The organism is uncultured Lamprocystis sp., assembly GCF_903933125.1.
Classification (GTDB): domain Bacteria; phylum Pseudomonadota; class Gammaproteobacteria; order Chromatiales; family Chromatiaceae; genus Thiodictyon.
In genome coordinates this window covers 1-18,739 of record NZ_CAIZIZ010000376.1, presented here as the reverse complement: position 1 = coordinate 18,739, position 18,739 = coordinate 1, and the positions used below count along the sequence as shown (strand labels likewise).

11 protein-coding genes and 1 pseudogene are annotated in these 18,739 nt (G+C 63.2%); 7 read left to right on the top strand and 5 right to left on the bottom strand.

The annotated features are described in order from the left end of the window. Positions 1 to 283 precede the first annotated feature (283 nt). From QZY03_RS19760 to radC, 3 genes are read left to right on the top strand one after another with little or no spacing between them, the layout of a single operon-like run. On the top strand, positions 284 to 1,624 hold the full coding sequence (locus tag QZY03_RS19760) for a restriction endonuclease subunit S (RefSeq protein ID WP_295583877.1): 1,341 nt from the start codon (positions 284 to 286) through the stop codon (positions 1,622 to 1,624). Next, entirely contained in the window at positions 1,617 to 4,538 is a 2,922-nt protein-coding gene (locus QZY03_RS19755) for a DEAD/DEAH box helicase family protein (protein WP_295583876.1), read from the top strand. The genes QZY03_RS19760 and QZY03_RS19755 overlap by 8 nt, the downstream gene beginning before the upstream one ends. Positions 4,539 to 4,542: 4 nt before the next feature. Next, positions 4,543 to 5,205, top strand: coding sequence for a DNA repair protein RadC (radC, locus tag QZY03_RS19750; protein WP_020506221.1), 663 nt, complete (start codon positions 4,543 to 4,545; stop codon positions 5,203 to 5,205). Positions 5,206 to 5,218: 13 nt separating this feature from the next. Here radC and QZY03_RS19745 read toward each other — a convergent pair whose 3' ends face one another. Together QZY03_RS19745 and QZY03_RS19740 are read right to left on the bottom strand one after the other, a co-directional pair. Beyond that, the gene (locus QZY03_RS19745) at positions 5,219 to 5,791 is read right to left on the bottom strand and encodes a hypothetical protein (RefSeq protein ID WP_295583875.1); all 573 of its coding nucleotides are present in this window, start codon (positions 5,789 to 5,791) and stop codon (positions 5,219 to 5,221) included. A 54-nt stretch (positions 5,792 to 5,845) separates the two neighbouring features. Beyond that, positions 5,846 to 7,084, bottom strand: coding sequence for a dicarboxylate/amino acid:cation symporter (locus tag QZY03_RS19740; protein ID WP_295583874.1), 1,239 nt, complete (start codon positions 7,082 to 7,084; stop codon positions 5,846 to 5,848). A gap of 154 nt (positions 7,085 to 7,238) precedes the next feature. Here QZY03_RS19740 and QZY03_RS19735 point away from each other — a divergent pair, with 154 nt between their 5' ends. After that, positions 7,239 to 9,026, top strand: coding sequence for a L,D-transpeptidase family protein (locus tag QZY03_RS19735; RefSeq protein ID WP_295583873.1), 1,788 nt, complete (start codon positions 7,239 to 7,241; stop codon positions 9,024 to 9,026). A gap of 174 nt (positions 9,027 to 9,200) precedes the next feature. Here QZY03_RS19735 and QZY03_RS19730 read toward each other — a convergent pair whose 3' ends face one another. The 3 genes from QZY03_RS19730 to QZY03_RS19720 are packed head-to-tail and all read right to left on the bottom strand — an operon-like array spanning position 9,201 to position 14,274. After that, the gene (locus QZY03_RS19730; protein WP_295583872.1) at positions 9,201 to 10,346 is read right to left on the bottom strand and encodes a DUF4340 domain-containing protein; all 1,146 of its coding nucleotides are present in this window, start codon (positions 10,344 to 10,346) and stop codon (positions 9,201 to 9,203) included. 18 nt (positions 10,347 to 10,364) lie between these two features. Next, positions 10,365 to 13,310: a Gldg family protein gene (locus tag QZY03_RS19725; protein WP_295583871.1), complete on the bottom strand. Its 2,946-nt coding sequence runs from the start codon at positions 13,308 to 13,310 to the stop codon at positions 10,365 to 10,367. Beyond that, a complete protein-coding gene (locus QZY03_RS19720; protein ID WP_295583870.1) occupies positions 13,303 to 14,274 on the bottom strand; it encodes an ABC transporter ATP-binding protein in 972 nt (323 codons plus the stop codon). Before QZY03_RS19720 ends, QZY03_RS19725 begins: the two co-directional genes overlap by 8 nt. A gap of 300 nt (positions 14,275 to 14,574) precedes the next feature. On the opposite strand from QZY03_RS19720, the gene QZY03_RS19715 reads away from it, so the two are divergent. From QZY03_RS19715 to QZY03_RS19705, 3 genes and pseudogenes are all read left to right on the top strand, one after another. Continuing rightward, the gene (locus QZY03_RS19715; protein WP_295583869.1) at positions 14,575 to 16,098 is read left to right on the top strand and encodes a multiheme c-type cytochrome; all 1,524 of its coding nucleotides are present in this window, start codon (positions 14,575 to 14,577) and stop codon (positions 16,096 to 16,098) included. A gap of 613 nt (positions 16,099 to 16,711) precedes the next feature. Beyond that, positions 16,712 to 17,023, top strand: coding sequence for a DUF29 domain-containing protein (locus QZY03_RS19710; protein ID WP_295583868.1), 312 nt, complete (start codon positions 16,712 to 16,714; stop codon positions 17,021 to 17,023). Positions 17,024 to 17,392: 369 nt separating this feature from the next. After that, positions 17,393 to 18,739, top strand: a pseudogene (locus tag QZY03_RS19705) (hypothetical protein); the annotation flags it as partial.

Sequence of the window (18,739 nt, the reverse complement as noted above, 5' to 3'; positions counted from 1 at the left end):
TAGGTACATCGCCGCAAGGTTGGATTCAGCCGCGATTGAAGGCAGTCTTTCGCGGCAACGTCGGGTCAATTTCCATTGACAAGTTGGCTGAGGGTGAGGTCCAGCATTACTCCATTCCCAACTTCGACCGGTCCGTGTAGTCCGCGTAGGGCGAAACGCCGCAGGCGGTTCTGCCGATTTCGCGGGCAGTGTGGCGGATCGCCCTGCGGGCATCCACCCTACGCGGCTGCCAAACAACACGCTGATATGCTGTTGGTGGAAATGAACGGAGCGAAATAGACATATGCCTGCACCACTCACGATAAATGGTCAAAAGACGTTCCCAACGCCTTGGCCGGAGCGGATTATAAAGCGCGATTTCGAGGTCGTGCTCGGGAAGATGCTACAGTCAGAGCAAGATAGGCTGGATGAGACGGAAGAGCCTTACCTCCGTTCTGCCAATGTGCAATGGGATGGCGTGAATCTCTCCGACGTCAAAAAGATGTGGTTTTCTCCCCGGGAAAAGAAGGATCTCCTTTTGCAGGCCGGAGATTTGCTTGTCAATGAAGGCGGTGATGTCGGGCGTTGTGCAGTTTGGACGGGAGAGCTTGATGCCTGCTATTTCCAGAATGCAATCAACCGCGTTCGTCCACGGCACCATGCCTCCGCCCGCTTCCTCTACTACTGGCTCTACAACATCAAACACGCTGGATTCATTGATGCCATTGTGAGCCGCACAACGATTGCCCACTTGACCGCGGAGAAGCTTGAGGCAATTCCTTGCGCTGATGCCCCACCAATGGAGCAACAGCGCATCGCCGGCTATCTGGATGCGAGTTGCACGGCGATTGACGCGGCGGTGGCTGCTAAGCGCTGCCAACTCGAAGCCCTTGACGCTCTTCGCAAATCCATCATCCAGCGGGCGGTGACACCGGGGATCGCCGAGGGCGTCGGGCTGGAATCAACCGGCAACGCATGGATGGCACAGGTTCCCATCGGTTGGACACTCGTGTGCCTCAAACGTGTCGCCGCAATTCAAGGCGGCCTCACACTCGGCAAACAATATGAAGGTCCGCTGATTGAGCGGCCATATTTGCGTGTCGGCAATGTTCAAGATGGCTATCTTGACTTGAACGACGTTTCCGTAATCGAACTTCCAGCCAGCGTAGCAGCGGGCGTGGAGCTTCGCGTCGGTGATGTGCTGATGACTGAAGGCGGTGACCTCGATAAACTTGGCCGGGGCCATGTATGGAACGGTGAGATTCCGGGATGTCTGCACCAGAATCACATCTTCGCAGTGCGCTGTTTCCCGCATAAATTGAAGCCCAACTTCCTCGCTTATGTCACTGCGTCAACCTATGGGCGCGATTACTTCGAGGCGACGGGGAAGAAAACAACCAATCTCGCCTCCACGAATGCGACCAAGGTTGGCGAGTTTCCAATCCCGTTACCCTGCTTGGCGGAACAAGAGGGAATCTGCTCCTACCTTGAAACGCAACTTGGCGAACTGAAGAGTATTGTCACCGGCATCGAAAGCCAAATCACCATCCTCACCGCCTACCGCAAGTCCCTGATCCACGAATGCGTCACCGGCCAGCGCCGGATCACCGAGGCGGACCTCAACAAGATCGAAGCCCATGGCTAAAAAGAAGAAGCCTCCGGAGCTGACCTTTCAGCAGCACATCGCGGATTTCCTGGTCCGCGAGCACGGGTATGCCGTGCTGGACCAGTCCGATATCACGGACACCGAGCACTGCATCGCCGAGGCCGAGCTTTGGGCCTTCCTCGAAGCCACTCAGGCCGATCAGATCAAGAAACTAGCGGACGATTACGGCACGGACGCGCGCGAGGCGATCTTCAAGGCACTGCGCAAGGAACTGGAGCATACGCCGCTATGGATGCTGTTTCGCCACGGCCTCAAGGTGCGCGGTCTGGAATTCCACCTCTATTATCCGAAACCACGCTCCGCGGCGAGCGCCGCTGCCGACAAGTTCGCCAAGAACCGCTTCAGCTTCCGCCCGCATTGTTATTTCGGCGATGCCAATCACGAGATCGATTTCGTCCTCTATCTCAACGGCCTGCCCATCGTGGCGCTCGAGCTGAAACACGAACTCAATGAGAACGTGCATGACGCGGTGGCGCAGTTCACCAAGCGCGACCACCGCCACCGGATCTTCCGGCATCCCTTCCTCTACCTCGCCGCCGACACCAGCGACGTGATGGCCGCCACTGATCCGCGCCAGGAAGGGAACTTCCGCTGGCACAATCGGGGGCTGACCAATGCCCCGATGAATGCCCAAGAGTATCCGGTGGAGTTCCTCTACCGCGAGGTGCTGTCGCCGGGGCAATTGCTGGAGGCGCTGTCCTTCTTCCTCCTGCGCGTGCCGGAGCGGGAGGCCGAGGACGACAAGCCGGCGCGGCCGGCCTTTACGATCTTCCCGCGCTATCACCAAAGCCGGCTGGTGCGGCGGGTGGCGGAGGACATCAGTGCCCACTTTGCCGCGACCGGTGACATCGGCAAGAAATATCTGGCCGAGCATTCCGCCGGCAGCGGCAAGACGCTTTCCATCTGCTGGCTGGCCGACCGGCTGCACAGCCTGTTCCAGCCCGGTACCAATGAGAAGTTGGTGGACATCACCTTCATCCTCACCGACCGCAAGTCGCTCGACACCAACATTCGCGAGGACATGGACAAATTCGCCCAACTGAAAGCGGTGGTGGGCATCGCGCGCAAGTCCGACGACCTGCCGCGCTTCCTGCGGGAGCGCAAATCCATCATCGTCACCACCCAGCAGAAGTTTGCCTGGGTGCTGGATGAGATCCGGAACAACCCGGTATTGAAGACGCTGCGGGTGGCCTTCCTGATCGACGAGGCCCACCGCTCGCAGGAGGGGCAGATGGGCGCGGCCATCCGCCTGCCGTTCCGCACGCCAGGGGAGCCGGACAGCGAGGCGCCCGAGGAAGACCCCGAGGAGCAGATCGCCCGGGTGATTCGCGAGCACGACGGCAATCAGTTGTTCGTCGCCTTCACCGCCACGCCGGCACCGGCGACCGTCTCCATGTTCGGCCAGCCGTTCGACAGCTACACCGAGGCGGAGGCGATTGCCGAGGGCTACATCGTGGACGTGGCGGCCGGCATCATCTCCTACAAGACGCTCTACCACCTGCATTGCCCCATGGTCCCGCCGCCGGATGAGGAGCGGCTCTATCCCAAGGGTGTGGTGTCCAAGGCGCTGCAGAATCTCGCCTTTCAGGACGACGGGCTGATCCAATACAAGGCGGAGGTGATGCTGCGGGTCTTCGAGAAGGAGGTGGCGCCGCTCATCGGCGGACGCGCCAAGGCGATGATCGTCGCTTCATCGCGGGTGGCAGGGCTGCGGTATTTCACCATCATCAAGGAGAAGCTCAAGGAACGCGGCGCCGGCTATCAGGTGCTCTTTGCCTTCTCGGACTTTGTCCATCCGGAGACGAACGCGGCCATCAGTGAGCATGCCGTGAATGGGTTGCAGACGGGTGAGCTGATCGAAGACCGCTTCGAGGGTGACGACTACCGGCTCATGGTGGTGGCAAGTAAGTTTCAGACCGGTTTCGACCAACCCCTACTCGCCGGTATGTTCCTCGATAAGCCGGTGCTCGGGCGCAACGCGGTGCAGACGCTCTCGCGATTGAACCGCTGCCACCCCGGCAAGCGGGATGTGGTGGTCGTGGACTTCACTAACAACGCCAAGCAAATCCTGACGGCCTTCGCGACCTATCGGGTCGGCACGCCGTTCGAGCCGCAGGAGCCGGATCAGGACACCTGCCTCGCCCTGCACGCGGAGATCCTCGCCGCGGGGGTCTTCACTCAGCAGGACGCCGGCGACCTGCTCAGCCTGATCGAGCACGGGACCGATGCGCGGGTGCAGTTCCAGGTGAATGCGCTACGCACGCGCTTTCAGGCGCGGCTGGCCGATTGGGAAGGGCGCAAGGCGTTCGTGGCCCTGCTGGCGCGCTTCGTCAGGAGCTTCCATTTCCTCACCTGTTTCTTCACCTACCCGGCGGCGATCGGGGAGTTCGCCACCTTTGCCGAATATGTCGGTCCGCAGCTCGTCAAAGCAGGCAGCGTGTCGGAATTGATGCAGCAGGTACGTGCCACGGTGGTCACCAAGGCAGCGGTGCAGTTTCAGGGCGTGACGACCAGTGGCGGCCGGGTCAGGCTGAAGCCGGGCAAGGGCGCCGGCGGTGCCGGCCCGGCGCCGGTGAAGGTCTCGGTGCAGGATGTGATCGCACAGATCCGCGCCACCTTCGACATCACGGATGAAGAGGCGCTCTATATCCGGCAGGTGACGGAGGAGAAGATCGCCGACCCGGTGATTCGCACGACCGTTCAGGCGCACCGCGGGAATGTCATCTATCTGGAGGGCGCCTATCGCGGCCAGGTCAATGGCGAGATCCAGTCGGCCTACAACGCCCACGGACGTTATGAAGAACTCACCGACCATAAATACACCGACACCGGCGGTATCTTCGATATCATGGCGGTGACGGTCATTCAGGCCCATTTGTCCTTGGCGGCCTGAGGCGATGGGCAAGCGCATCCACGAGATTCCGGCGGCGGAGCGTCCGCGCGAGAAGCTGCTGCGCAAAGGGGCGCGGGCCTTGAGTGACCAGGAATTGCTCGCCGTGCTCCTGGGCCAGGGCACGCCGGGCCTGGACGTGCTGGCCCTGGCCGCCAAGCTGGCGCGGCTCATCGATCAGAAGGGACTGGACGTGAAGGCCGAAGACCTGTTGCCGTTCGCGGGTGTCGGGGACGCCAAGGCGACCTTGATCCTTGCGGCCATCGAGTTCGCCCGGCGTCGCATCAAGCCGGAGGGTGCGAAGATCGAGACCCCGGCCGACCTGTTGCCGCACATCCACCATTACGCGGACCGTAAGCAGGAGCATTTTCTCTGCGCCAGCATCAATGGCGCAAATGAGATCCTGAACATCCGGGTGGTGTCGATCGGGCTGATCGACCGCAGCCCAGTGCATCCGCGCGAGGTCTTCGCCGACGCACTCGCTGACCGGGCGTCCGCTGTCATCGTCGCCCACAATCACCCCAGCGGCGGCCTCGAACCCTCACCGGGTGACCTCGCCATCACCGCGCAACTCAAGGCTGCGGGCGCCATCCTCGGCATCGAACTGCTGGATCACATCATTTTTAACCGGGCTGGATACTTCAGCTTCCTGGAGGCGGGAACGCTGTAGCCTCAACCCTTCCCTAAGACGCGTTGCCCTTCAGGAGCGTACCCGCGACGAGCAGCAGCAGGCTGACCGCCATCCCCGCCAGAACCCACCGGGTGGAGGCGTAACCGCGTTCGACCGCGGCCCCGATCGCGGCGAGACGCTGCTGTTGGGCCGCCTTCAGGTTTTCCAGGTCGCGTTGCAGGAGTGCGAGTTCCAGCGCCTTGCCCGGGTTGGCGACGATGATCTGCTCCAGCCGCTCCTGGCGTTCCGCGAGGTCTTTGAGCAGCTTCTGGCTCTGCTGCTGTTGGAGCGCCTGCTTGGTGTCCTTCGGCAGGGCGGCGGCAGTACGCAGGTCGGCTTGGAACGACTGCAGGTCGGCAGCGAGCTTTTCAGTCTGGGCGCGGAGACCGGCTATTTCGGCCTGAACCTGCGCGGGGGTGGCCTGGCCGTCCATTGCCGCGACGCCGGACAGGTCGATGCCGCGCACGGCGCCGATGAGCGCGACGAGGGCGACGACGAAGGCGAGGACTCCGGCAGCCAGACTCAGTTGCTGGGAACGCGGGCGATTTTTCAGCGACGTAAGCGTTGCGACGATCGCAGAGGCCATGGTTGCACTCCTTTCAGTGGTCCGGCTAAGAGACGCGCCATGCGCCCGCGGCGATTATACTGAATCAGGATCGGTCGTTGGTGTTCGGTGGCCGTGCGAATGCGCTGTAACGAACGCATCGGGCTTCAGTTCCCGATCCACAATGGCCGCGACCACCAGATCGCCCCAGACATTGATGGCGGTGATGGGATAGTCGAAGAAACGGTCGACGATCAGATACAACGCGAGATAGGTCGGGGGCAGACCGAGCAGATCGAGCATGAAGGCCATCATGGCGATGCCGCCGCTGGGAATGCCGGCGGTGCCGGCGGAGGACGCCATGGTCAACAGCACGATGAAGACGGCCTGGAGCGCGCTCAGTTCGACCCCGGCCAGGTGTGACATGAAAATCAGCAGGATCGACTGATAGAGGGCCGAGCCGTGCATGTTCAGTGTCGCGCCGAGCGGCAGGGCCAGGCTGGTGACCCGCTCGCTGACGCCGAACGCCTCCAGCGCGCGCTTGGAAACCGGGTAGGTGGCGTTGCTGGAGGCGGTGGACAGGGCGGTCAGCAGCGGCTCCCGACAGGCCGCGACCAGCCGCCAGGGGGAACGGTGGGTCCGCACCCAATAGAGCCCCGGCATGAGCAGCAGGGCGTGCAGCACCGCGGCCAGCGCGACCGCCCAGACGAAGCTGCGCAGTTGGAAAACGCCCGCCCAATCCATGGTCGCGAGGCTCCCGTAGACCAGGGCGGCGATACCCACCGGTGCGATGGCCAGTACCCCGTTCAGCGTCTGCATCAGCAGGGCGTCCAGCGCCTGGGCGCCGGCGATCAGGGTCGTGCGCTGCTCCACGGCAATGCGTCGGGAGGCGAGGGCGGCGATCACCGCCACAAAGACGATGTGCAGCACATTGCCCGCCGTGAGTGACGCGAACAGATTGCTGGGGATGAAGTTATCGATCAGCCGGTCCAGGCTGAAGGCGGCGCCGGTGTTCTGTACCTGTTCCAGACTCAGCAGGCCGGCGGGCAGGCCGTGCGCGAATGCCAGTCCGAGCAGGGTGCCGATGGCGGCGGCCACGGCCGAGGTGGCGACATAGTAAACGAAGGTGCGCCCGCCAATGCGCCGCAGTTCGGTGCTTCCCGCCAGCGAAGCAAAGATCGAGACCAGGATCAGCGGCAGGATCAGGAGCTTCAGCAGCGAGATGAAGATCTGTCCCAGCCAGGCGACATAAGGCGCGCCCGCGGGGAACAGCAGGGCGGCCGCGATGCCGAGCAGCAAGCCGACGGGGACGCAGTAGATCTGGCGCAGGGTCATCGTGGATCCTTACAATGCAAACTGGTTGGAATTTTTCGCGGAAGGTTCGGATATCATAAGAAGAAGCCAGGGGGCGAACCACTTGGTTCGCCGATTCTGCTCGATTCTTTCGCGTTGCATTCAAGTGACTCTTAATGTGTTCCAGGAGCTGGAGATGATCCCCGCAAGCTTTTTCAGGCATCTGTTGCTCTCCATCTCCATCCTCCCGGTGGTCTTGCCAGGGGTCCTCACGGCGAGTGACTCGCTCACGGTTTCCGCGCCGGTTCCGTCGCAGTCGGTGACGGCAAGGCCGGCTCCGGTCGCCGCGGTGTCGGTTCCCGCGTCTAACCCGTTGCTGCGCGTGACTGCCGAGTCGATTCGTGATCAGGGGCCGCTGACGGTTGACGGAGTGCCGCTGGAATCCGGCCAAGCCCTCGCAAATTTCTACGCCGCCCGTGGTTATCGGCTGGCGTGGCAGGATTCAGCCCAGGTCGAGGCGCTGCTGCAAGCGGTGGAGGCAGCTCAAGTCGCCGGTTTCCAGCCTGCCGACTACCATGTCGCCACCTTGCGGCGGTTGAGCAAGCCCGGCCACCTGGATGGGTTGGCGTCCGCGGAGCGCTTGGCCGCCGACCTGCAGTTGAGCGACGCCCTCCTGCGTTACACCTACCACATCCGTTTCGGCCGCGTCGATCCGGCGGCGGTCAACCGCTTCTGGAATCACCGCAAGGGGGTCCCCGTGGAGACGCTGATTCGGTCCATGGAGCAGGTGGTCTCAGCCGCGGATATGCGAAGCAGTCTGGCTGACTTGGCCGAGAAACCCTTCTTCTTCGCCGATCTTGAGCGCGCCCTCCAAAATTTCGGCAGTTCCCGCCCGGCCGCGGCTCTGCCGCAGATCCCTCAGGGGAAAAAGTTGGTGCCGGGTCGCCGTGACCCGCGGGTCGTCTTGCTGCGGGAGCGGTTGCGGGCGCTCGGCGACGAGTCCCTTGTCCCGGATGATCCGGAGTTCTTCGATCCGGCCTTGAGTGAGGCGGTGATGCGGTTCCAGAAGCGTTCCGGTCTCAATGCGGATGGCGTTGCTGGTTCGAGTACGATCACGGCACTCAACCAGCCGTTCGACGAGAAGAAGGCCGATCAGATCCGCATCAACCTGGAGCGGATGCGGTGGTTCTACGACGCACTGCCGGCGGACTACGTCTTGGTGGATGTGGCGGGTTTCATGGCGCACGTTGTGCGTGACGGGCGGATCGACTGGAGTACGCGCGTCGTGGTGGGGACCCCAAAGGATCAGACGCCGAGTTTCCGTGACGAGATGGAGCATGTCGTCTTCAACCCGACCTGGACCGTACCGCCGTCGATTCAGAAAAAGATGCGCGGTGTCTCCAGCCGCTTCAAGGTTGTGGATCGGCGTACCGGTCGCGCGGTCAGCGGGGCCAACGTCAGTGACCCGCGGCGCTACAGCATCGTTCAGGGGCCCGGACCATCCAACGCCCTGGGGCGCGTGAAATTCATCTTTCCGAATGATCATGCGGTCTACCTGCATGATACCCAGAGCAAGGGGCTGTTCAGCCAAAATGTCCGGGCCTACAGCCACGGCTGCGTGCGGGTGCAGGACCCGTTGAAGCTGGCCGAGGTGATTCTGGGCGAGGCCAATTGGAACCGGCGTCAGATCGACCGTGTGATCTCGACCAATAAGACACGGTATGTCATTCTGGACGAGCGTCTGCCGGTCTTGCTCTACTACCTGACGGCCTATGCGGACGAGAATGGCAGGGTCGGATTCCGGTCGGACATCTATGGGCGCGATGCGGCCCTGCGTCAGGCGTTCAAAGGTCCGGCGAGCCCGTTGCGGATCGCTTTCCCCAAACCCCGCCCGTTGGTGGAGCCCGCGGCCCCGCAGACTCAGCCCGTCGCGGGGCGCACCGCGGCGACACCGGTTCCGGCGCCGACCGGGCCGGGTGCTTGAGGCGATTGCCGGCAATCCCCGCTCGACCGCAAGGTGATTTCCGGCAAAAGATGGACCAACGTGTAGGGGCGACTTAAGTCGCCCCTACATGACAGAAATCGTCTTAGGGGGCGGTCCCGAACAGCACGGCGAGTCCGAAGTCGGACTGAAGTCCGACCCGGCCAAGCGAGCATGCTATCGCGGCGGCTCTGATCCCGGCTGGGGTTGATTCACGTCATCCACCACGGGAACCTGATCCGGAAGTGGTTCCGCCGTCTCCTCCATCGTTGGGGTGAGTTCCTCCGCTACCGCAGCTTCGCCGCCCGCGGGAAGGTTGCCCGCGTCCTGCGCCGCTGCCGCCGGGGCCTTCCCCAGTAGCTGGTCACGGGTCACATCGACCAATCCATCCAGGTCCATGTCAGACAGCTTGAAGTACCAGGGCCGGTCCGCGACCTTGAGTACGGAGTCGGCGCCGTCCTTGACCTTGGAGATGCGGTACTCCCGGGTGCTGCCGTCCGCCAGTTGCAAACGCAGGTCCAGGGTCGGCGCGGCCTGGTTGTACTCGGGTTGGTTCTGCGTGCCCAAGACCCCACGGTAACTCAGGCTGCTGATGCGCCCCAGCAGATTGGTCACGGCCGCCGCGTCCGGTTTCTCATCCGTACCCTCCAGTTGCCAGCCGTCCTGACCCTTGATCAGGGTCCAGTCGGCGGCGCTGATGCGCTTGATCTGCTCTTGGTCGACCTGCAACTGGTCACGGGTGAGCCAGTCGTCATGCCGGTTGGACACCTCGAAGAGCGGCAGTTCAACGTCATAGACCGCCGACTCCCCGCCGACCCGGACCAACTGGCGCTTGAAGCCGGGGGAGTCGCCGAGCAACAGGGCCGCGAGCGGCGTATCGCCCGACTCCAGGGTGATTTTGCGCTCGAATCCCTCATCCGCCACCTTATGCCGCTTGAGTGCCTCGCGGCTGGTGGCCACCGGTAGCGGTCGCTTGAGCGCGGCCAGCTTCTCCAGGAGTTGATCGATCTTGGCCCCGTCGGCCGGGAAGTCACCCAGATCGGCGATCAGCCAGCCTTTATCCCCGCGGGCCAGGAGTGCGCTCTGGCCGCCGCCCTCGATCCGCACCGCCGTGACGGTCTTGGCGTCGAAGGGGAGCAGGGCGGTGTCCGCGGCGGTCGGGTTCAGAGTGCCGTTACCGCCGGCACCGAGCAGGAGGGCCGCGGCCAACTGCAGGCCCAGGAGCAACGCGAGTCCGAGTGTCACGGGTGCGAGTAAGGTGGAGGTCCACTCCTGAAGGCGCGAACGGGCCGGGATACTTGATGGCAGGGTGCCTTGTTTCATGTTGATGTTCTCCATGGATCAGCCCTTCCCGGGTGTCGATGCTGGTTCGAGGTAGCGCGCCAAGGCACGATCACGCCGCTGCCGCGACCGGCGTGCCAGCCAGTAGAGGAGCGCCAGACCACCCAGGGCCAGGGCGTAGTTCAGGTACTCGTAGGCCATCCGCCCCTCGCGGCTCAGGGGTTCGAGCAGCCGACTGAACTGGCCGCGTCCGCGTAGCGTCAGTAAGCCCCGGTCCTCCAGCGACCACTCGACGGCGTTTTGCACCAGTTCGATCGGTTTCAGATAGCGGCTCTGGGTCGCCTCGCTGGCCAGCGTGATGGCGGTGTCGGTCAGGAAACTGTCCGAGCCGATCAGGATCAACCGGGCCGCGGCGGGGGAGGATTCGATCACCCCCGGGGCGACCGGCGGTTTGGCCGGAGGCTTGGCAGCGGTTGGCGTCGCCGCGTCCGGATCGTCCGTCTGCGGCTCAGCCGTGTCGGCCGCCTCCGTCTCCTGGTCCGACGGTTCAGGCAGCAAGGGTGATGGCTTGCCGACGAAGGCGGAGCTGAAACGTCCCTCAACCGCTACCGCCAGGATCTTAGTGCCCTGGTCGTCGCCGCTCGGGAAGCCCAGGTCGCCATGAGCGCGGAAATCCGGCTGCATCTGGGTCGAATCGCTGGTCCAGGCCTCACTGGAACTGCGGATGAGTTCGGTGACGCGATGGCCCGCGGTTTTCTCCTGATCGACCTGAATGGGTGAGGACCAGTTCATGGTGATCTGCCCCAGGTTGGCGGTGATCCCCGAGTCGGTGGAGAGACCCTCCGCCCGCACGTCCGGGAAGTAGGGGTAATCCAGCATCTGGATCTCTTCGACCATGAAGCCGCCCAGATTCCGCTGCACCGGGATCGGGAAGGGCGTGTTTCGCGGGTCGAGCACCAGTGACTTGCCCAAACTCAGTCCCTGGGCCGCCAGCCAGGACTCCAGGCCCGTGTCCTGGGGTTGGGCGCTGATTGCCCCGCGCCCCAGTTCGACATGGAAACTGGAGGCCGCAACCAGGACGGTGCCGCCCTGCATCAGGAACTGATCCATGGCAAATTGCTGCTTCTGGTCCAGGTCCCGCGGTCCCAGCACCAACAGCAGGTCCGCGTCAGCCGGTACCTGGCCGGTTTTCAGATCCGTCTCCAGGAGATTGAAACCGTCGCGCAACTGCGCCTGGAGCATTCCATAATCCGGACGGGCCGCCGGCATTCCAAACTCTCCGCCGGCCTGGGGCGGGGTGTAGACCGCCAGGGTGCGCAGGACACCGGGGGCGAAGCGCTTGATGCCCGCCTCGATCGCCCGTTGCAGACCCGCCTTGTCCAGTGACTCGGGCAGAGGTACCGCCTCGGCTCGTGTACCGGACTCCAATACCAGGTAGAAATAGAAGGGTGTGGGGTTCACCAGGTCGATCACCAGCGGCTTGAAGCCGAAGCGGTCCTCCACCTCCCGGGTCAGCGCCTGATTCGTTGCCGGGTCCTCGATGCTGAAGCTGAAGCGGTCGGCGGACTTGGCCTGCAAGTCGCCGAGCAGCCCCTCCAGATCGGCACGCAGCGTGGGCAGCGGTTCAGGCAGTTGGCCCGGCGCCGAGACGAACGCGCGCAGCTTGATCGGCTGACCCAGGCCGGCGAACAGATCGCCGCCGCCCTGATAGCCGTAAAGCACCTTCTTGATCGCACGGGTGATGTCGTACTCGGGGTTGCGCAGCCGCACATCGAGATCGTTTTCGCCGCGGACCTTGATCTCGATCAGGTCCTGGAAGCCCAAGTGCTCGAATTGGTCGCCGTACTTCACCACCAGATCGAAGTAGGAGTTGACGACCCCCGACTGGTATTTGCTCGCGGTCTGGAAGGCCACCGGACGGATGCCGAACTGTTCGCCGGCCTCGCGCTCCAGGTCCGGATGGTCTGCCGGATCGACGAACTCCACCCGCACCCGACCGCCGCCGGCCACCTGATACTCGCGCAGCAGATCGCGAATCTGCGGGACCAGGGGGGCGAGCAATGGATGGGTCTGGGCGCTGAAATAACCGCGGATCAGTAAAGGTTCCTGGATCTGGTCCAGATAGGTCCGGGTGGCGTCGGAGACGGTGTAGACCTGACCCTGGGTCAGGTCAGTGCGCGCCCCGTCGACCTCGTGCAGCCACAGATTGGCGGCCAACAGGTTGGCGGCGGCCAGCAGGGTGATCAGGGTGAGACGGCGATGACCCGCCGGCCGGTCGCTGTCGGGCGCCCAGCGCAGCCGTTCCAGGCTATAGACCGTGAGTGCCAGGAAGACGCCGACGATGCTCGCATAGTAGTAGAGGTCGCGCAGGTCGATGACGCCGCGGGTGATCGAATCGAAACGGGATCCGCTGCCGAGCAGCCGCAAGAGTTCGCCGCCGCGATTGCCGACCAAGCTGGTCAGGGCGTCGGAGCCGAGCAAATAGAATAGGGCGCAGACCAGGACGCTGCCGATCAGGGCGACGATCGGGTTATCGGTCCGTGAGGAAACGAAGAGCCCGATCGAGAGGTAGGCGGCGGCTAACAGCAGGGTCGCCACATAGGCCCCGAAGACCGGACCCCAGTCCAGCGGACCCAGCAGCGAGACGGTCACCGGCAGCGGCAGGGTCAACGTCAGGGCGATCGCGACCAGGGCGAGCGCGGCCAGGAACTTGGCCGCCACCAGCCGCCAGGTCGGCACCGGCAGCGTCAGCAGGATCTCCAGGGTCCCCGCCCGGCGCTCCTCGCTCCACATACGCATTGTGAGCGCGGCACAAAGGAAAATCAGCAGCACCGGCATCCACTCGAACAGCGGACGGGCGTCCGCGATGTTGCGGGCGAAGAATGCCTCCACCCAGAAGAATACAAACAGGCACACGGCTAGAAAGGTGCCGATGAAAATATAGGCCACCGGAGAGCCGAAGAAAGCGGCCAGATCCTTGCGGGCGATACGCAGAATGTCAGACATGGGCGGTCTCCGTGACGGTCTGGGCGGATGGCGCATCGGCGGGGGTCGCGGCCCCGGAAACGGCGCGGAACAAAGCCTCCAGGTCGCGCCGCTCCGGTTCCAGTCCGAACAGGTTCCACCCTTGATCGGCAATCGCGCGGGCGACGGTCGGGGCTGCCGCTGCCGCATTCTCCAGACTGAGCGCAAAACAGTGGCGCCCGGCTCCCTCGTCCACCAATTCCACGCCGCTTACGCCGGGCAGGGCGGTGAGTAGGGGGGCGGCCTCCGCCGCGGGGCGATCCAGGGTGACCAGGAGCCGCGGATGGCGGCCGATGGCATCGCTGCTGCTGTCGAGCGCGAGGCGCCCGCCGCTCATGATCAGCACCCGGCTGCAGATTGCTTCGACTTCCTGCAGGATATGCGTGGAGACGATAACGGTGGCATCCTGCGCCAGTTCCTGGATCAGGCCGCGCATGTGCTGGATCTGGGTCGGATCCAGGCCGTTGGTCGGTTCGTCGAGGATCAAAATCTTCGGACTGTGCAGGATAGCCTGGGCGACCCCCAGGCGCTGGCGATAGCCGCGCGACAAGGTCGCGACCGGGGCGCTCGCCTTGGCGGTCAAGGCGGTGCGTTCCACCGCCTGGCGGATGGCCGCCGGCCGCGCGTGCTGCGGGATGCCGTGCAGGACGGCCTGATACTCCAGCGCATCGAGCACCGTCTGCTCCGGATAGAGCGGACAGTTCTCCGGCAGATAGCCGACGTGGCGCTGGGCCGAACGGCGGTGCTCGGCCAGGTCCAGCCCGTCGATGCGGATGGTTCCGCTGCTCGGCTCCAGATAGCCGGTCAGCATTTTCATAATAGTGGTCTTGCCGGCCCCGTTGTGGCCGAGCAGCCCGACGATCTCACCGTGGCCGATGTCGAAGGAGACCTCCGACACTGCCTTCAGCTCGCCGTAACTCCGACTGAGCTCGCGAACTTCGATCATGCGTGACTCCCGTGTCTGCTTTGTTGGTTGATGATTGGAACCGCGGCGTGCTCCGGATAATCGGCCGCGCGCGGGCGACCCGGTCGCGGTTGGTAGAGTCAACAGTGCGGCGGTTGTGGTCAAGTGACCAAAAATTCAGATTCATCCGTGTTCGTTGCGTTGGAGCGGTCGCAGCGCGCTGTTCACGGTGGCGAAAAATGCGGCCGCGTTTGATCTGGATCAAGGCCCCGGGGAGGCGCTCTCGGCAAGGTTGCCGGTGCAACTATCCGCAGCGCCAAGAAGAAGAGAGAGGAGTGCATCATGCCGCATTGCCGCCGAAACCGCCGACCGGCCAGCCGTGCCGGTCTGTGTCTGGGTCTTTGTCTGTGCATCATCGTTGGCCTGCCGGGTCTGATCCAGACGGCCCAGGCCGAGCGTGCCGCGGGTCAGCCCGGTGTCGACTGGGGCGATCCGCGGGGGCAGGACTGCGTGGACTGTCACATGACAGAGAGTCCCGCACTGCATCTCGAGTGGAACCGCAGCAGGCACGGTCAGGCCGGGGTCACCTGCCTGGATTGCCACGAAGCCAAGGAAGGCGAAATCGACGCCTTCAAACACGAGGACGCGCTGATCTCCATCGTCGTGACCCCGAAGGACTGCGCCCGCTGCCACAACACCGAATTCCAGCAGATGGACGGCTCCCACCACGCCAAAGCGGGTGACATCCTGGCCTCGCTGGACAACCTCTTAGGCGAAGTCGTCGGCGGACCCGAGGCGGTGAACGCCGGCTGTCGTCAGTGTCACGGCGGGACACTCGAGTTCGTGACCGAGGGCAAGAATAAAGGCCGGCCCTTGCCGGGCAGTTGGCCGAACACCGGCATCGGCCGCATCAACCCCGACGGCTCCAAGGGCTCTTGTTCCGCCTGCCACGGTCGTCACCGGTTCTCACGCGCCCAGGCACGCACCCCCGACACCTGCGGCAAGTGTCATGTCGGGCCAGACCATCCACAAATGGAAGTCTATAACGAGTCCAAACACGGCATCATCTACCGTGCCCAGATCGCCGAGATGAACCTGGATTCGGACAAGTGGGTCGCCGGCGTGGACTATTCGGCGGCCCCCACCTGCGCCACCTGCCATATGAGCGCCGGCCCCGGCATCGGCAAGACCCACAACGTGGGCGAGCGGATTTCCTGGACCCTGCGTCCGCCCATCTCCACCAAGATCAATCTGGTGCGGCTGGAAAGCGGCCAGGAGTTCGATGTTCCCGAGGGCAAGCCGATTCCCGCGGTGGGTGATGCCGCCCAAGGCTCCAAGGTCATCGAGGTGCTGACCTGGAAGGACCGCCGCGCCAATATGGAAAAGGTGTGCTTCGGCTGCCATTCCACCAGTGTCATCGAGGGCCACTATGCGCAGTTCGACGGCGTCGTGGATCTCTACAACGACAAGTTCGCCAAGCCCATCGCCGCGGTCATGGCCGAGTTGAAGGACAAGGGCTACATCACGCCCGCTCCCTTCGACGAGAAAATCGAATGGACCTGGTGGGAGATCTGGCACCACGAGGGCCGCCGCGCCCGCCACGGCGCCTCCATGAGCGGTCCGGACTACACCTGGTGGCACGGCATCTACGAGGTGGCCAAGAACACCTACTTCGAGTGGATACCGGAACTCAACGAGGTCGTCCATAAGAAGGACGGCAACGAAAAGTTTGCCAAGGCCCTGTTGGCAAAGCACTTCAAGCCCATCCCTGGTCATGATTGGTACTTCAGCGGCATGAACAAGGACGCCATCGACAAGGTCCGTGCCGGCTTTGAAGATCGTTACGGTAAGGGATCGCTCAAGTAGGGGCGATGACCGGGGGGCGCGCCGCGCGGCCCGGTCGGCGCCGGGCCTTGATCATCGTTCCGGCCGCGACCCTGACCAGTTCCAAAATTTCTTGACAGGATTGACAAGATTCACAAGATTGAAAACGAATAACATCTTGTAAATCTTGTTAATCCTGTCTAAATGTCTTGGGTTTGCGTTTGTTGTGCAGTTTGAGACTGCCCCCTTAACCCATCTTTAACATGACCCCATTGGTTTAGCCGTTCAGATGGACCCTAAAACAATGATTGATAAGTACACGGTACCCAGAATCCTCAATGTAGTGCCAATTTATTTTTCGGGGGGGCTGGACCCTGCACGCGGGACGTTGTAGCGTCTTCGATATACATCCCGCGAAAGGCCATCGGCTCGGAGCGAGAACACCCCCACGCAGGTACTTGAGACCTGGGGGTCTGAAAACCACCGCCGGAGAGACAAGTTCATGGGTATCTGAGCCCGGAAATTTCAAAGATTGGCAAGTTTGTAGTGCCACTTAGCTGTTTTGACCGCTGCAAGCGGTTGATATTAAGTAAGAAACAATCTCTCGTGTTAAACTTGGGTTAAGACCTCATTCCTGCCGATGTTGGCCGGAACCATGATCAAGGCCGAGAAGCGGGAACTGTTAAGCCGCCTTGCCGTGCTGCTCATGCACTTGCTGCAATGGCAACATCAACCAACCCTGCGTGGCAATTCCCGGCGCGCGATCATCAAGGTCCAGCGCCGCGAACTTGAGCGGCATCTGGCGGACAATCCGAGCCTCAAGGCGAGGCTCCCGGAGCTGATTGTTACGGCTTACGAAGATGCGACGCTCTTGGCCGCTCGAGAAACCGGACTTGCCGAATCGGTGTTTTCCGCTGCCTGCCCTTGGTCATTCCAGGAAATGATGGAGGTGATTTCCGAGAAATGATCTACCGACGTGATAGGGGCGACTTTAGTCGCCCCTACAGCCCCGTGCGGATCTTGCTGCGCCCGCACAACAGACCGGAGGTCGAGGCTTCAGCCGGACGCGGCACGGCCGTCCGCTAAAGCGTCGGCCTCCGGTTGCGTCGCCCAGGTCACCGGAGTACATCTCGCGTGGTACGAAGTTCTGCGGAAATCGCCTTAGCGCAAGTGGGTGCATTTCGGTTAGCGTCGAGGTCTTGCCTGATATCCGGCCAGACCCTTGGTGTAGGGGCGGGTTTGAAACCCGTCCCTACACCCGGTTATCACGTCCGATGGCGATATACTGTGGCCGCGACCCTGATCCAGCGTCCCTCACCGCAGCCCCCGAGGCCTTATGCCCACACTCACCATCCCGACGGCCGAGTCACTCCAGCCCTTGCGCCGGCAACTGCGCTGCAGTTTTCCGCAGCTCGACCAGGTGTTTCCGGACTGTATCGCCGAGGCTCAAGCGCTGCTGAGTCCGGCGGGGATCACCGATTATCTGGAGGGGGCCTCGCTGATCTGCCGCATCGGTCGCGGATTTGAGCCGGTCCTGGTGTATCTGGAGGAACTGCCGCAAGTCGCCGCCGACCTGGGCGAGCAGACCCTGGGGCTGGTGTCGCGGACGGTGTGGACGATCTCGCGCAGCCCGAATGGCAAGGCGATTCTGCCCTTCCTACAGAGTATTGCCGAGGTGTCGCGCCGTCTCGCCAGCGCCGCGTTGCTGGAGCGCTACATCGAGATGATCCTGCGCTTCATGGAGCGGACCACCGGTTCCATCCACGGTTTTCACACCACCATTCCCAGCCCGAGCCTGCCGGATTTGCTGGAGCGCATCCCGTACCTGTTGAGTCAGCTTACCTGCCATGGGCTGAGTAATTGGGTCGAGTACGGCCTGCGTCACTATGGTGATCACCCGGACCGCCAGCGCGACTATTTCAGCCTGCAATCGACCGACAGCCGCGCCGTGTTGCAGCGCGAGCGTCACGGCACCCTGTTCGTCGATCACGAGCGCCAACTCGACCTCTATCTGCGCTCCTTGTGGTGTGAGCACCGGCCCTTCGTTCCCTATTCGGACGCGTTCGACACATTGCGCAAGCCCATGCCCTATGTCGACGCTCTGGGGGTGCGGGTGCCGGATGTCTACGACGACCGCGCCGGCGTGGCCGGGATCGACCGCTACCGCGCCTTGCTGGCCCATGTCGCCGCCCATCTGCGCTGGAGCGGCTCGCTGGTCGCGGACAACCTGAGCCCCTTCCAGCGGGTGGCCGTCGAGACCTTCGAGGACTGCCGGGTGGACTGTCTGGTGATCCGCGAATACCCTGGACTGCGGCGGCTGTTCCTCGCCCTGCACCCGCGGCCGGACGAAGATGCATGCGACCCCGAGCACGAATCCTGCATCCGCCATCGCCTGGCCATGTTCTCGCGTGCCGCGCTCGACCCCGACCACGGCTATCGCAACCCGGATGCGCTCGACTTCGTCGCCCGATTCCACGCCGAGTTGGCGCAAAGCGAGTCCAGCACCCAGGCCATCGCCGACCTGGCGATCACCTACATTGCGCGCACCCGCCGCCAGCAGGATCTCTCGCCCAAGGTCTATTTCACCGATACCGAGGTGGACTACCGCGACGATAACCGTCATCTGTGGCGCTATATCGAGCAGGGCGACGAAGAGGAGTCATTCGAAGCGCGCAAACCGCCC

Bases quoted from the DNA above. Each gene is read 5' to 3' on its own strand.
- QZY03_RS19760 (WP_295583877.1), top strand. From the start codon at position 284: ATGCCTGCACCACTCACGATAAATGGTCAAAAGACGTTCCCAACGCCT.
- QZY03_RS19755 (WP_295583876.1), top strand. From the start codon at position 1,617: ATGGCTAAAAAGAAGAAGCCTCCGGAGCTGACCTTTCAGCAGCACATC.
- radC (WP_020506221.1), top strand. From the start codon at position 4,543: ATGGGCAAGCGCATCCACGAGATTCCGGCGGCGGAGCGTCCGCGCGAG.
- QZY03_RS19745 (WP_295583875.1), bottom strand. From the start codon at position 5,791: ATGGCCTCTGCGATCGTCGCAACGCTTACGTCGCTGAAAAATCGCCCG.
- QZY03_RS19740 (WP_295583874.1), bottom strand. From the start codon at position 7,084: ATGACCCTGCGCCAGATCTACTGCGTCCCCGTCGGCTTGCTGCTCGGC.
- QZY03_RS19735 (WP_295583873.1), top strand. From the start codon at position 7,239: ATGATCCCCGCAAGCTTTTTCAGGCATCTGTTGCTCTCCATCTCCATC.
- QZY03_RS19730 (WP_295583872.1), bottom strand. From the start codon at position 10,346: ATGAAACAAGGCACCCTGCCATCAAGTATCCCGGCCCGTTCGCGCCTT.
- QZY03_RS19725 (WP_295583871.1), bottom strand. From the start codon at position 13,310: ATGTCTGACATTCTGCGTATCGCCCGCAAGGATCTGGCCGCTTTCTTC.
- QZY03_RS19720 (WP_295583870.1), bottom strand. From the start codon at position 14,274: ATGATCGAAGTTCGCGAGCTCAGTCGGAGTTACGGCGAGCTGAAGGCA.
- QZY03_RS19715 (WP_295583869.1), top strand. From the start codon at position 14,575: ATGCCGCATTGCCGCCGAAACCGCCGACCGGCCAGCCGTGCCGGTCTG.
- QZY03_RS19710 (WP_295583868.1), top strand. From the start codon at position 16,712: ATGATCAAGGCCGAGAAGCGGGAACTGTTAAGCCGCCTTGCCGTGCTG.